This window comes from Streptomyces sp. NPDC002076 (assembly GCF_053593835.1).
The window spans coordinates 341,489-354,257 of sequence record NZ_JBSFDI010000006.1 but is presented as its reverse complement, the minus strand read 5'-3'; the positions used below and the strand labels follow the sequence as shown (position 1 = coordinate 354,257).

The 12,769-nt window shown below is 71.2% G+C and carries 14 protein-coding genes; 8 read left to right on the top strand and 6 right to left on the bottom strand.

Annotation, left to right across the window (positions count from 1 at the left end; translation table 11 throughout):
• Window positions 1-33: 33 nt before the first annotated feature.
• Window positions 34-1,332, top strand: a complete 1,299-nt coding sequence (locus tag ACWCQS_RS16090) for a M18 family aminopeptidase (protein ID WP_451004983.1) — start codon at window positions 34-36, stop codon at window positions 1,330-1,332.
• A gap of 66 nt (window positions 1,333-1,398) precedes the next feature.
• Window positions 1,399-1,656, top strand: coding sequence for a DUF6458 family protein (locus tag ACWCQS_RS16085; protein WP_450981460.1), 258 nt, complete (start codon window positions 1,399-1,401; stop codon window positions 1,654-1,656).
• A 31-nt stretch (window positions 1,657-1,687) separates the two neighbouring features.
• Here the strand turns inward: ACWCQS_RS16085 and ACWCQS_RS16080 are convergent, their stop codons facing one another.
• The 3 genes from ACWCQS_RS16080 to ACWCQS_RS16070 form a co-directional block, all read right to left on the bottom strand.
• Window positions 1,688-3,496, bottom strand: coding sequence for an NHL domain-containing thioredoxin family protein (locus tag ACWCQS_RS16080; RefSeq protein ID WP_451004982.1), 1,809 nt, complete (start codon window positions 3,494-3,496; stop codon window positions 1,688-1,690).
• Between the two features lie 356 nt (window positions 3,497-3,852).
• Window positions 3,853-4,182, bottom strand: coding sequence for a recombinase family protein (locus ACWCQS_RS16075; protein WP_451004981.1), 330 nt, complete (start codon window positions 4,180-4,182; stop codon window positions 3,853-3,855).
• Window positions 4,183-4,217: 35 nt separating this feature from the next.
• Window positions 4,218-4,616 carry a cupin domain-containing protein gene (locus tag ACWCQS_RS16070; protein WP_451004980.1) on the bottom strand — a complete coding sequence of 133 codons (399 nt, stop codon included), beginning with the start codon at window positions 4,614-4,616 and terminating at the stop codon, window positions 4,218-4,220.
• 52 nt (window positions 4,617-4,668) lie between these two features.
• On the opposite strand from ACWCQS_RS16070, the gene ACWCQS_RS16065 reads away from it, so the two are divergent.
• Both ACWCQS_RS16065 and ACWCQS_RS16060 read left to right on the top strand, forming a co-directional pair.
• Window positions 4,669-5,709, top strand: a complete 1,041-nt coding sequence (locus tag ACWCQS_RS16065) for a helix-turn-helix domain-containing protein (protein WP_451004979.1) — start codon at window positions 4,669-4,671, stop codon at window positions 5,707-5,709.
• A gap of 108 nt (window positions 5,710-5,817) precedes the next feature.
• Window positions 5,818-6,312 carry an LURP-one-related/scramblase family protein gene (locus ACWCQS_RS16060; protein WP_451004978.1) on the top strand — a complete coding sequence of 165 codons (495 nt, stop codon included), beginning with the start codon at window positions 5,818-5,820 and terminating at the stop codon, window positions 6,310-6,312.
• 16 nt (window positions 6,313-6,328) lie between these two features.
• Here the strand turns inward: ACWCQS_RS16060 and ACWCQS_RS16055 are convergent, their stop codons facing one another.
• Window positions 6,329-7,123, bottom strand: a complete 795-nt coding sequence (locus tag ACWCQS_RS16055; protein WP_451004977.1) for a carbon-nitrogen family hydrolase — start codon at window positions 7,121-7,123, stop codon at window positions 6,329-6,331.
• 181 nt (window positions 7,124-7,304) lie between these two features.
• Here ACWCQS_RS16055 and ACWCQS_RS16050 point away from each other — a divergent pair, with 181 nt between their 5' ends.
• On the top strand, window positions 7,305-8,129 hold the full coding sequence (locus ACWCQS_RS16050) for a maleylpyruvate isomerase family mycothiol-dependent enzyme (protein WP_451004976.1): 825 nt from the start codon (window positions 7,305-7,307) through the stop codon (window positions 8,127-8,129).
• Between the two features lie 63 nt (window positions 8,130-8,192).
• On the opposite strand, the gene ACWCQS_RS16045 is transcribed toward ACWCQS_RS16050, so the two are convergent.
• Together ACWCQS_RS16045 and ACWCQS_RS16040 are read right to left on the bottom strand one after the other, a co-directional pair.
• Window positions 8,193-9,500, bottom strand: a complete 1,308-nt coding sequence (locus tag ACWCQS_RS16045) for an MFS transporter (RefSeq protein ID WP_451004975.1) — start codon at window positions 9,498-9,500, stop codon at window positions 8,193-8,195.
• A complete protein-coding gene (locus ACWCQS_RS16040) occupies window positions 9,497-10,171 on the bottom strand; it encodes a GntR family transcriptional regulator (RefSeq protein WP_451004974.1) in 675 nt (224 codons plus the stop codon). The genes ACWCQS_RS16045 and ACWCQS_RS16040 overlap by 4 nt, the downstream gene beginning before the upstream one ends.
• A gap of 213 nt (window positions 10,172-10,384) precedes the next feature.
• On the opposite strand from ACWCQS_RS16040, the gene ACWCQS_RS16035 reads away from it, so the two are divergent.
• The 3 genes from ACWCQS_RS16035 (at window position 10,385) to ACWCQS_RS16025 (ending at window position 12,769) form a co-directional block, all read left to right on the top strand.
• A complete protein-coding gene (locus tag ACWCQS_RS16035) occupies window positions 10,385-11,296 on the top strand; it encodes a D-alanyl-D-alanine carboxypeptidase family protein (protein WP_451004973.1) in 912 nt (303 codons plus the stop codon).
• A 100-nt stretch (window positions 11,297-11,396) separates the two neighbouring features.
• Complete coding sequence (locus tag ACWCQS_RS16030; RefSeq protein WP_388622974.1) at window positions 11,397-11,747, top strand: GntR family transcriptional regulator; 351 nt, start codon at window positions 11,397-11,399, stop codon at window positions 11,745-11,747.
• Complete coding sequence (locus tag ACWCQS_RS16025; protein ID WP_451004972.1) at window positions 11,744-12,769, top strand: DUF1648 domain-containing protein; 1,026 nt, start codon at window positions 11,744-11,746, stop codon at window positions 12,767-12,769. Before ACWCQS_RS16030 ends, ACWCQS_RS16025 begins: the two co-directional genes overlap by 4 nt.

The window sequence follows — 12,769 nt, the reverse complement described above, 5'->3', positions numbered from 1 at the left end:
GAGCGGGCCCGTGCACGTCGTTAAGGTGAACCCATGAGCGCACCAGCCCGCTTCGACCGCGGCCACACCGACGACCTGATGTCCTTCCTGGCGGCGAGCCCGACGCCGTACCACGCCGTGGCGAACACCGCCGAGCGGCTGGAGAAGGCGGGCTTCCGGCAGGTCGCCGAGACGGACGCCTGGGACTCGGCGAGCGGCGGCAAGTTCGTGCTGCGCGGCGGCGCGATCATCGCCTGGTACGTCCCCGAGGGCGCCGAGCCGCACACGCCGTTCCACATCGTCGGCGCGCACACCGACTCCCCGAACCTCCGCATCAAACCGCGGCCGGACAGCGGGGCGCACGGCTGGCGTCAGGTCGCCGTCGAGATCTACGGCGGCCCGCTGATGAACTCCTGGCTGGACCGCGACCTGGGCCTGGCCGGCCGGCTGAGCCTGCGGGACGGCTCCACGGTCCTGGTCAACGTGGACCGGCCGCTGCTGCGCGTGCCCCAACTGGCCATCCACCTGGACCGCTCGGTCAGCTCCGAGGGGCTCAAGCTCGACAAGCAGCGTCATCTGCAGCCGGTCTGGGGCCTCGGCGACGATGTGCGCGACGGCGATCTGATCGCCTTCCTGGAGCAGGAGGCCGGTCTCCCGGCCGACTCGGTCACCGGCTGGGACCTGATGACGCACCCGGTGGAGGCCCCCGCCTACCTCGGCCGGGACCGGGAGCTGGTCGCCGGCCCGCGCATGGACAACTTGCTGTCGGTGCACGCGGCCATGGCCGCACTCGTCTCGGCCGGGGCCTCCGGCGCCCCGCTCACCCGCATCCCCGTGCTGGCCGCCTTCGACCACGAGGAGAACGGCTCCCAGTCGGACACCGGCGCGGACGGCCCGCTGCTCGGCAGCGTGCTGGAGCGCTCGGTCTTCGCCCGCGGCGGCTCGTACGAGGACCGGGCCCGGGCCTTCGCCGGCACGGTGTGCCTGTCCTCCGACACCGGCCACGCCGTGCATCCCAACTACGCCGAGCGGCACGACCCCACGCACCACCCGCGGGTCAACGGCGGCCCGATCCTCAAGGTCAACGTCAACAACCGCTACGCCACGGACGGTTCGGGCCGGGCGATCTTCGCGGCGGCCTGCGAGAAGGCGGACGTGCCCTTCCAGTCGTTCGTCTCCAACAACTCCATGCCGTGCGGCACGACGATCGGCCCCATCACCGCGGCCCGCCACGGCATCCGCACGGTCGACATCGGCGTCGCGGTCCTCTCCATGCACAGCGTCCGTGAACTGTGCGGCGCCGACGACCCGTTCCTGCTGGCGAACGCCCTGACTGCCTTTCTGGAGGGCTAGCCGGGACCTCGCCGGGTACCCGGCCGGGACCGGAGATTCCGGTACCGGAAGGGGAGGCGAGGTCTCATGGGGCTCGGCGGATGCATCATCCTCATAGCCGTGGGAGCCATCCTCACATTCGCGACCGACTGGCACATGCGCGGCGTCAACCTCGACGTGGTCGGCGTGATCCTGATGGCCGTGGGCCTGATCGGCGTCGCCACGTTCAGCGGCATCGCACGGCGCCGGCGGGTCGTGGTCCCGCCGACACCGGTGGTGGAGGAGGACCCGCACCATCACCACCACTACCGCGACGACGGCTACACCGACGGGTACGGCGTCTGACGCGGGCGCCTGATCCGACGAGTGCGCCTGCCTACTGCTCGTCCATCCCCGCGAGGACGAGCGGCAGGCGGTCCGGCGCGCCCTCGGTGAGACGGACCGGGACGCCCCAGTCCTGCTGGTGGACATGGCAGGCCGGGTACTCGTTCGCAGGATCGTCGTCGCAGCTCGCGGCCATCGCCGAGACATGCAGGACGCCCTCCGTGACCTCCGGGTTCAGCTCCAGGTCACGACTCAGGTCCGGGTCCGCTCCCTCGCCCTTGAGCAGCAGCTCGGGCGGGGTCGAGGAGACCAGCAGACGGGTCGAGGGACCGTATCTGGTGTCCAGCTTCTGACCCGCGGGGGCCTGGAAGACGACGTCCAGCCGGAGTCTGCCGGGGGCGACTTCGGTCGCCGCGCGCTGGGTGCGGTGGGCGACCGACTCCACCCGCACCGCCTCCTCGGGCAGCCGCAGCCGGGTCAGCCGGTGCCGGGCCGACTCCACGACCACGATGTCCTCACCCACGAGCACGGCGTCGCTGGGCTCGCGCAGGTCGGTGGCCAGCGTGGTGACCTCGCCGGTCGCCGGGTCGTAGCGGCGCAGGGCGTGGTTGTAGGTGTCGGCGACCGCCACCGAGCCGTCGGGCAGGGCGGTGACGCCCAGCGGGTGCTGGAACAGGGCCTGGCCGGCGGCGCCGTCCCGGTGGCCGAAGTCGAACAGGCCGGTGCCGACCGCCGTGTGGACATGCCCGTCGAGGTCCACCCAGCGCAGGGCGCTCGTCTCGGAGTCGGCGAGCCACAGCCGCTCGGCGGTCGCCGCGAGACCGGAGGGCTGGGCGAACCAGGCCTCGGCGCCGGGGCCGTCGACCAGGCCCTCGTTGGTGGTGCCCGCCGCCACGGCGACCGTGCCCGCCACAGGGTCGTACGTCCACAACTGGTGGACGCCCGCCATCGCGATCCACACCCGGCCGCCGAAGACCGCCACGTCCCAGGGCGAGGAGAGGTCCACCTCGCGGGCCGGGCCGGAGGTGGCGGACCCCTGCCACCACTGCCTTCCGGTGCCGGCCAGGGTGGTCACCGCGCCCGTGGCCAGGTCGAGGCGGCGCAGGGCGTGGTTGACGGTGTCGGCCACCACCACCGCTCCGTCCTCCAGCGACGCCAGGCCCTGCGGCTCGTTGAAGGCGGCCTCCTCCGGACCGCCGTCCGCGAAGCCGCGCGTGCCGGAGCCGATGCGCCGTACGACGGTCTCGGCGTCCTCGGCCAGCTCCACCAGCTGGTGCCGGGTGGTGTCGCTGACCAGGAAGTGCCCGGACGGAAGCAGCAGGGCCTTGCCGGGGAAGCGCAGGGTCGTCGGCTCGGGCTCCGGCGCCACGTACGGACCGTCGCCGCGGCGCAGGGTGCCCTTCGCCCCGTGCTCCGCCTCCAGCTCCTCGACCAGCCGCTCGATGGCGTGCGCGTGCCCCTCGCCCGCGTGCTGGGCGACGACATACCCCTCCGGGTCGATGACGACGAGGGTCGGCCAGGCGCGCACCGCGTACTGCTTCCAGGTGGCGAGCTCGGGATCGTCCAGCACCGGATGTTCGACCCCGTACCTCTCCACGGCGTCCACGACCGCCTGGTGCTCGGCCTCGTGCACGAACTTCGGGGAGTGCACACCGATGATCACCACCGTGTCCCGGTGCTTCTCCTCCAGCTCGCGCAGCTCGTCCAGGACGTGAAGGCAGTTCACGCAACAAAATGTCCAAAAATCAACAATTACGATGCGTCCTCGGAGCTCAGCGAGACCGAGCTCCTTGTCACCCGTATTGATCCAGCCACCCTTGCCAACCAGTTCGGGGGCTCGAACGCGTGCGTGCTTTGCCATGATCGAGACCAACCACACATGAGCCCGGGCTATTCCTCGTGACTTTCGCCCGCCCAGACGATCCGAAGCCGTTTCTCGGGATCGAACCGTCGCCCCCGGCCCGGAGCCCTGGTCACCCATACCCTTTCCACTGCGGCAAAGAGGAGCGCTCGTCTTTCCTGTACCTCGCTCCGCTCCCACTGCGCAACAAGCGTCGGATTCCTGCTCAGGAAGGCGTGGACCACCGCTTCCTCGACACGGGCGGCCATCGCCCGCCTCGTCGGCGATCAGACGTGCGTACACCACGGTCTCAGGGTCCGGCGTCAATCGCCCGGAGCCGGGGGCGATACGCAACCCGTAGGGCGGCTGCCCACCGATCACCTGCCCCGGCTACGCAGGTACTGCTTGGCGTGACGAATGCGTTCACCTTGCGTCTCAGCCTCGGTGCGTGCCCACTCGGACAGCGAGGCCATGGCCGGCCGGTCCCCGGAAAGCGTCGAATCCAGCCCGTCCATGACAGAGACCAGCCGTCCGCCGACCTCGTCGAACTCGTCCAGGAGCGGTCCGACTTCGGCGCTCCCTTTCCGGCTCAGACGATCCGGCTTCCAGACGATCAGGGTCCGTACGGCACCCGACGTAACCGCGTTCCTGGCCGCGTCGAATCCCTTCCGCGTGACTTCCTTACAGCCGGACCGGCCTCGGTCCACGTGCACCAGTCAAAGGCAATGAACTCGGCGCGTGCCTACGTCAGCGCGCGGCCCGTCGTGACATCCACATGGTCCGGGACCTCATCGTGCCGGTCGCCGACCGAGAGCGTGCCGGTGGGCTCGAAGAGGAGGACCTCGGCGCGGCGGGGCGCGGAGGGCTTGTGACAGGTGCCGCGCGGGACGGTGAACACCGAGCCCTTGGTCAGGACGAGCGTGCGCTCACCGGCCGGCTCGCGCAGGCCGAGGTGCACCTCGCCGTCGAGGACCAGGAAGAACTCGTCGGTGTTCTCGTGCACATGCCAGACGTGCTCGCCCTCGAACTTGGCGATCCGGACGTCGTAGTCGTTGACGGCGGCGACGATGCGCGGGCTCCAGCACTCGGTGAAGGAGGCGAAGGCCTTGTCCAGGGCGATGGGTTCGGAGATGGGTTCCATGGGGTCATCGTGCGGGGTTCCGGTACCGCCCCACGAGTGCTAGGAATCGCATATGCCGCAAGGATCCTCTCAGCCCTCGCACCGGGGCGTGCCGCCGCACCGGGTCGTGGTGATCGTGGACGCGGGCACCAACCCCTTCGAGGTCGGTGTCGCGACCGAACTGTTCGGACTGCCCCGGCCCGAACTGGGCGACCGGGGGCCGCTGTACACGGTCACGCTGTGCACGCCCAGCCCGCGGATCCGGATGAACCACGGCTTCTTCACCCTCACCGGCGTACCCGGCCTGGAGGCGGTGGACGAGGCCGACACCCTCGTCGTCCCCGGACGCCCCGACAACGTCGTACCGCGCGGCGCCGACGTCCTGGAGGCCATCCGGCGCAGCCACGCGCGCGGGGCGCGCATCGTCAGCTTCTGCACGGGCAGCTTCGCCCTCGCCGAGTCCGGACTGCTCGACGGGCGCCGGGCCACCACCCACTGGATGTGGGCGGACACCTTCCGGGACCTGCATCCCAAGGTGCTGCTGGAGCCGGACGTCCTCTTCGTGGACGAGGGCGACATCCTCACCGCCGCCGGCAGCGCGGCCGCGCTCGACCTCGGGCTGCACCTCTGGCGCCGCGACCACGGCGCCGAACTCGCCAACGCCGTCTCCCGGCGCCTGGTCTTCGCCGCCCACCGCGACGGTGGCCAGCGGCAGTTCGTGGAGCGCCCGGTGCCCGAGGTGCCCGACGAGTCGCTCGGCCCGCTGCTGAGCTGGGCGCAGGAGCGGCTGGGCGAACCGCTGACCGTGGCGGACCTCGCCGCCCGCGCGGCCGTCAGCCCCGCCACCCTGCACCGCCGCTTCCGCGCGCAGCTGGGTACGACCCCGCTGGCCTGGCTCACCGGGGAGCGGGTGGCGCTGGCCTGCCGGCTGATCGAGCGCGGCGAGGAGCGCCTGGACGTCGTCGCGGCCCGCTGCGGCCTGGGTACGGCGGCCAACCTGCGGGCCCGGCTGCGCCGGGAGACGGGGCTCAGCCCATCGGCGTACCGCAGGCGCTTCGGGCCGGCGGGTCCTGGCGAGTCCGACCGGCGGAAGGCTCGGTCCGGAAGGACCTGATGAGCGCGATCAGCGGGCGACTCGCTCCGGAGGGCCGTGCTGAGCGCAACCGGCAGGCGCCTTCGGCCGGACCGTGATGATCAACGCGCGGCGGGGAACGGTACCCGCATGAGACTCCTCGTACACGACCGGCTGCTCGGCATCGGTGACGACTACTGGATCGAGGACGAGCACGGCCGGAAGGTCTTTCTCGTCGACGGCAAGGCCATGCGGCTGCGGGACACCTTCCAGCTGAAGGACGCCCACGGGCGCGTGCTGATCGACATCCACCAGAAGATGCTGGCGCTGCGCGACACGATGGTGATCGAGCGGGACGGCGAGGGCCTGGCCACCGTCAAGCGCAAACGGCTGTCCCTGCTGCGCAACCACTACCGGGTGTCCCTGGTCGACGGCACCGAGCTGGACGTCAGCGGCAAGATCCTCGACCACGAGTTCGCCATCGAGTACGACGGCGAACTCCTGGCCGTGATCTCCCGGCGTTGGCTGACCCTCCGCGACACCTACGGTGTCGACATCGTGCGCGAGGACGCGGACCCGGCCCTGCTGATCGCGGTGGCGGTGTGCGTGATCCATCTCGCGCAGAAGGAGCGGGAAGGGGACTGAGGCCGGCCGAGAGACCTCAGCGGCGCGGCGGTTCCAGGCCCAGCACGCGGTCCTTCAGCGCCGGGAACTGCTCGCGGGTGGTGGCGACCTTCGCCGGGTCGAAGTGGGCGGTGAGGACCTCCTCGTCCGGGCCCGCCTCGCCGAGCACCTCGCCCCACGGATCCACCACGATCGAGTGACCCGCCTGCGGAACTCCGGCGTGCGTCCCGGCCGTTCCACAGGCGAGCACGAACGCCTGGTTCTCCACCGCCCGCGCCTGAGCCAGCAGCGTCCAGTGCGCGCGTCGCCGCTCGGGCCAGCCCGCCGGGATCACCAGTGTCTCGGCGCCGGCGTCGACCAGTGACCGGAAGAGTTCGGGGAAACGGAGGTCGTAGCAGGTGGCCACGCCGAGCGTGGTCCCGGGCAGCCGGACCGTCACCAGGTCCCGCCCGGCGCCCATCAGCACGGCCTCGCCCTTGTCGAAGCCGAAGCGATGGATCTTGCGGTAGGCGGCAGCAAGCTCACCGGAGGGGGAGAAGATGAGAGAGGTGTTGTAGAGGGGCCCGTCAGGGTCGCGCTCGGGAATCGAGCCCGCGTGCAGCCAGACACCCGCGTCACTCGCGGCCTTGGCCATCGTCTCGTACGTCGGCCCTTCGAGCGGCTCGGCCTCGCGGCCGAACTCCTCGTAGGCGAAGGCGCCGGTGGTCCACAGCTCGGGCAGGACCACCAGGTCGGCACCGGCCTGTTCCCGGACCAGCGCGGCCACCCGCTGCCGCCGGGTGTCGACCGATTCGTCCTCGTTCACGGCGATCTGGATCAGCGAGGCGCGCACACTACCACCGTCCTGGCATTCGAGTCGTCCACACAGGCCTACGATCGTCACACGAAAGCACTGCCGGGGTGCCTGCGGGCAGCGTAACTTAGCCTCCCAGACACCCGCCGAGTGCCGCCGCCGCCCGCTGGCAACGCCGCCACAACCTGCCCGTGTACCGACCGCCGAGGGGTCCCGTTCCGTGAGTCTGCATCCCACCCTCCAGCCCTACGCCGACGCCTGGACGCACTCCATCGACGCGATATCCGAGATGGTCCAGTCGCTCGCGGAGGGCGAGTGGAACCGGCGGACCCCCTGCCCCGGCTGGTCGGTCCGGGACATCGTGTCGCACGTCATCGGCATGGACTGCGAGATGCTCGGCGACCCGCGCCCGATCCACTCCCTCCCCCGTGACCTCTTCCACGTCACCACCGAGCACCAGCGGTACACGGAGGTGCAGGTCGACGTCCGCCGCCACCACACGGCGCCGGAGATGACGGCCGAGCTGGAGTACACGGTCATCCGCCGCAACCGCCAGCTGCGCAACGAGTCGCGTGACCCGGGCACCACGGTCCGCGGCCCGCTGGGCGCGGAGATCACGGTGGAACAGGCCTACCGCGCCCGTGCCTTCGACGTATGGGTGCACGAGCAGGACCTGCGTACGGCCCTCGGCCGCCCCGGCAACCTGGACTCACCGGGCGCGCACGTGGCCCGGGACGTGCTCCTGGACGCACTCCCCAAGGTCGTGGCGAAGGACGCGGACGCACCGCGCAGTTCGGCCATCGTCTTCGATGTGCACGGTCCGGTGGAGTTCCTGCGCACCATCCGCGTCGACATCCAGGGCCGCGGCACCCTGGAAACCGCCCCGGCCCTCGGCCCCGCCGCCGCTCTCACCCTCGACTGGGAGACCTACGTCCGCCTCGCCTGCGGCCGGGTGACCCCGGAGGCGGTGGCCGACCGGGTGAAGACCGAGGGCGATCCGGACCTGACGGCGGCGATCCTGCGCAACTTCACGGTGACGCCGTAGTGCCGGTGGCTGCGGGGGCTGAGGGCGGCAGCCCCCGGTGAGGCCCGCACCGGCGCAGGGCACCTATGCGGGAACGTGCACCGTCTCCACCCGGCTCGCCACCAGCCGCTCACGTTCACGCCGGGCCGCCCGCCCCCGTAGCCGCAGGATCTGGGACACCCCCAGCGCCTGCAGCACGAACACCGCCGAGAACGCCACGGCGTAGTCGTCCCCGGTGGCGTCCAGCAGCACCCCGATCGCGAACAACGTCGTCATCGAGGCGATGAAACCACCCATGTTGGTGATACCGGACGCCGTCCCCTGCCGCGCGGGCGGATTGGCCGGCCGCGCGAAGTCGAACCCGATCATCGAGGCCGGACCGCACGCCCCCAGCACCGTGCACAGCACCACCAGCAGCCACATCGGCGCATGCGCACCGGGATACAGCAGCGTCGAGGCCCACAGCAGCGCGGTCGCCTCGACCGTGCCCAGCGCCAGCGGCAGCCGCGCCGCGTGGTGCCGGGCGATGATCTGGCCGTAGACCAGCCCGATCACCATGTTGGACAGCACGACCAGGGTGAGCAGCTCACCGGCCGTGGCCCGGCTGAGCCCCTGCGCCTGGACCAGGAACGGCAGGCCCCACAGCAGCAGGAACACCATCGCCGGGAACTGGGTGGTGAAGTGCACCCACAGTCCGAGGCGGGTCCCCGGCTCCCGCCAGGCCGCCGCGATCTGCCGGCGCACATACGCCGCGCCCTGGTGCGGCACCGGCTCCGGCTCGTACCCCTCGGGATGGTCCTTCAGGAACAGCAGCGTCAGCACGAGGACGAGGACACCCGCGAGCGCGCTGCCGGCAAACGCCGGGGTCCAGCCGATGCCGTGCAGCAGCCGGGCGAGGACCAGTGTGGAGACCAGGTTGCCCCCCATGCCGACCAGCCCCGCGAGCTGCGCGACCAGCGGCCCTCGCCGGGCCGGGAACCAGCGGGTGCCGAGCCGCAGCACGCTGATGAAGGTCATCGCGTCACCACAGCCCAGCAGGGCACGGGAGGCGAGGGCGGTGCCGTACGAGGGCGAGAAGGCGAACCCCAGCTGACCGGCCGTGAAGAGGACCGCCCCGATGCTCAGCACCCGCTTCGTGCCGAGCCGGTCGACGAGCAGGCCGACGGGTATCTGCATACCGGCGTAGACCAGCAGCTGGAGGATGGAGAACGTCGACAGGGCGGACGCGTTCACATGGAAGCGGTCCGCCGCGTCCAGCCCCGCCACGCCCAGTGACGTACGGAAGATGACGGCGACGAAGTAGACGGCGACTCCTATGGACCACACGGTGACGGCGCGTCGGCCGCCCGGTGGATCACCCGGAAGGGTGAGGTTGCGCGCCGGAGCGCTCATCGGACCTCACCCCGCGCGAGGTGCTCGAACCAGCTCACATGCCGGTGCACGACCCCGACGGCCGCCTCCGCGTCCCCGGCGCGCAGCGCGTCCAGGATCTCCTCGTGCTCGGCGAGCGTCTTGGCGATCCGGTCGGGATGGGAGTGCATGACGGCGACGCCCATCCGCAGCTGCCGGTCGCGCAGTTGGTCGTAGAGCCGGGCCAGGATCTCGTTACCGCCGCTGCGCACGATCTCGGCGTGGAAGTTGCGGTCGGTGACCGCGGCCGCGGCCAGATCACCAGCGGCGGCCTGCGCCTTCTGCAGCTCCAGCAGCTCGGTCAGGCGCTCGAGCAGCCCGGGCGGGGCGGGTACGGCCTTGCGGGCGGCGTGCTCCTCGACCAGCTGGCGGGTCTCCACGACATCCGCGATCTCCTGCGCGGAGACCGGCAGCACCAGCGCGCCCTTCTTCGGGTAGAGCCGGATCAGGCCCTCGACCTCCAGCCGCAGCAGCGCCTCCCGCACGGGCGTGCGCGAGACCCCGACGGCCTCGGCCAGCTCCCCCTCGGTGAGCAGGGTGCCGCCCTCGTACCGCCGGTCGAGAACACCCTGCTTGACGTGGGCGTACACGCGGTCGGCGGCGGGCGGGGGCTTGGGGTCTCGGCGGGTGTGCTGCTGTACGGCCGTCTGCATGTCCACATGATAGATACAACACGTACGCATGCGGCAGTGGCGTCCAGCATCCGAACGCGACGGCGGACGCGGCGGTGGATGTGACGAAGATCGCACACAGCAATCGCGCAACCTTCTGTGCTACTTACGTGTCTCACACGTGCGGCCCTCTGCTCTTGCCACCTCAACTCGGCCGCACTTCAGGGGCATTCACGACAATCGGGGTACATCACTTTGATTACCGGCATTAAGGGCACCCACAGCACCCGCATCCGCAGAGCCGCCGCCGTCGCCGTCACCTCCGGCGCGCTGCTCGCGACCGGTGCCCTCACCGCGACGCCCGCTCAGGCCCTCACGACGCCCACGATCGTGGCCAAGGGCGGCTACGTGATGAACAACGTGAGCGGTACGACGCTCTACACCAAGGCGGCGGACACCCGGCGCTCCACCGGCTCCACCACCAAGATCATGACCGCCAAGGTCGTGCTCGCGCAGTCGAACCTCAACCTCGACAAGAAGGTGACGATCCAGAAGGCGTACAGCGACTACGTGGTCGCGAACAACGCCTCCCAGGCGCACCTGATCGTCGGTGACAAGGTCACCGTCCGTCAGCTGCTGTACGGCCTGATGCTGCCGTCCGGCTGCGACGCCGCCTACGCGCTCGCCGACACCTACGGCACCGGCACCACCCGTGCCGCGCGCGTGTCGAACTTCATCAGCAAGATGAACGCCGCCGCCAAGAGCCTCAAGCTCACGAACACGCACTTCGACTCCTTCGACGGCATCGGCAACGGCAACAACTACTCGACGCCGCGCGACCTCACGAAAATCGCCAGCAGCGCGATGCAGAACTCCACGTTCCGCGCGATCGTCAAGACGAAGTCGTACACCGCGAAGACCGTCACCAAGACGGGCAGCATCCGCACGATGGCCCCATGGACCAACACCAACGGTCTGCTCAGCAGCTACAGCGGCACCATCGGTGTGAAGACGGGCTCCGGCCCGGAGGCCGGCTACTGCCTGGTCTTTGCCGCCACCCGCAACAACAAGACGATCATCGGCACCGTCCTCGCCTCCACCTCCATCCCCCAGCGCGAGGCGGACGCGAAGAAGCTCCTCGACTACGGCTTCGCCAAGCTCGGCTGACACCTCACCGGACACCCACGGGCCCGTCGCACGCCAGCGGCGGGCCCGTTCCGCTGCCCGGGCGCACAATGACACCGTTGGTGCTAGTGTCATTGGCACCATGCTGCTGCGTCTGGACAAGACCGACACCCGCCCCCTGCACGAGCAGGTCGCGGCGGCGATCCGGCGGGCCATCGCCGAGGGCGAGTGCCGCACCGGCGACCGGCTGCCCTCGGCCCGCGATCTCTCCACGGCCCTGGACATCAACGTCAACACGGTCCTGCGCGGCCTGCGCGAACTGCGGGACGAGGGCCTGCTGGAGTTTCGCCGCGGCCGCGGGATCACCGTCGCCGAAGGGGCGGCCCGGCGCTCCGGACTGCAGATCAGAGTGCGGGAGCTGGTCGCGGAGGCATCCCGGCTCGGCTACAGCCGCACCGACCTCATCGAGATGATCCGGGGGACCACGACATGACCGACGGGGACGAACGGGACCGGGACGAGGACGACCGGAACCGCGGCGGATACGAGTGGACAGGTACCCGAAGGCGCGCCGGGCGCTGGGGGCTCGCGGGATGCACGGTGGCCGTCGCCGCGCTGCTCGCGGGCCTGCCCTGGGCCGCGCACGGTCGGCTGCCCGACCGGTTGGCGACCCACTGGAGCGGGGGTGCCGCCCCCGACGGCTCGATGCCGCTGTGGGAGGCCTCCCTGTTCCCGGCCGGCATCTGGTTGCTGATCGCCCTCGCGCTGAGCGTGCGATGGCGCCGCTCCTGGCCGGCCGCACGCCCCTGGCGGGCGATCGCCCTGGCGCCCACGGCGGCGGTGCTCGTCGGCGCACAGGCCTCCGTCGTCCGCGCGAACCTGGACCGCACCGACTGGCACGAGGCCCGCGAACCGGCGCTCGGAGTCGTACTCCCCCTAGCTCTCGCGGCGGTCGCCGGGGTGGTGGCCTGGTGGCTGACCACCCGCACCGGCTCCACCCCGCCGGCCGCCCCGACCCCCGCGCTGAACCTGCCCGAGGGCGAGCGGCTGGTGTGGTTCTCCCGCGCGGCCAACCCCTGGCTGCAACTGCTGGCCGCACTGACCGGCCTGATCGCCGCCGGCGCGCTGGTGGCACTGGTCGCCGGTCTGGCGAGTGCCACCGTGCTGGTCCCGCTGTGCGTCGTGTGCGCCACCGTCTCGCTCACTGGTGCCCTCTCCTCCTCCGTCCAGGCCAAGGTGTCGGAAGCCGGCCTTGAGGTGTCGTTCGGCCCGCTCGGCTGGCCCGCCCGCCACTGGTCGCCGACCGCCATCGAGTCCGCACGCGCCGAGCGCCGGCAGCCCTCCCAGGTCGGCGGCTGGGGCTACCGCCTCAGCGGCCTCGGCACGACGGTCATGCTCCGCGCCGGCGACTGCCTGGTCGTACGCCCCCGCGGCCGCCGCACGGACTTCGCCGTGAGCGTGGACGACGCCGAACGGGGCGCGGCCCTGCTGAACGCGATGCGGTCGCGGGACTGA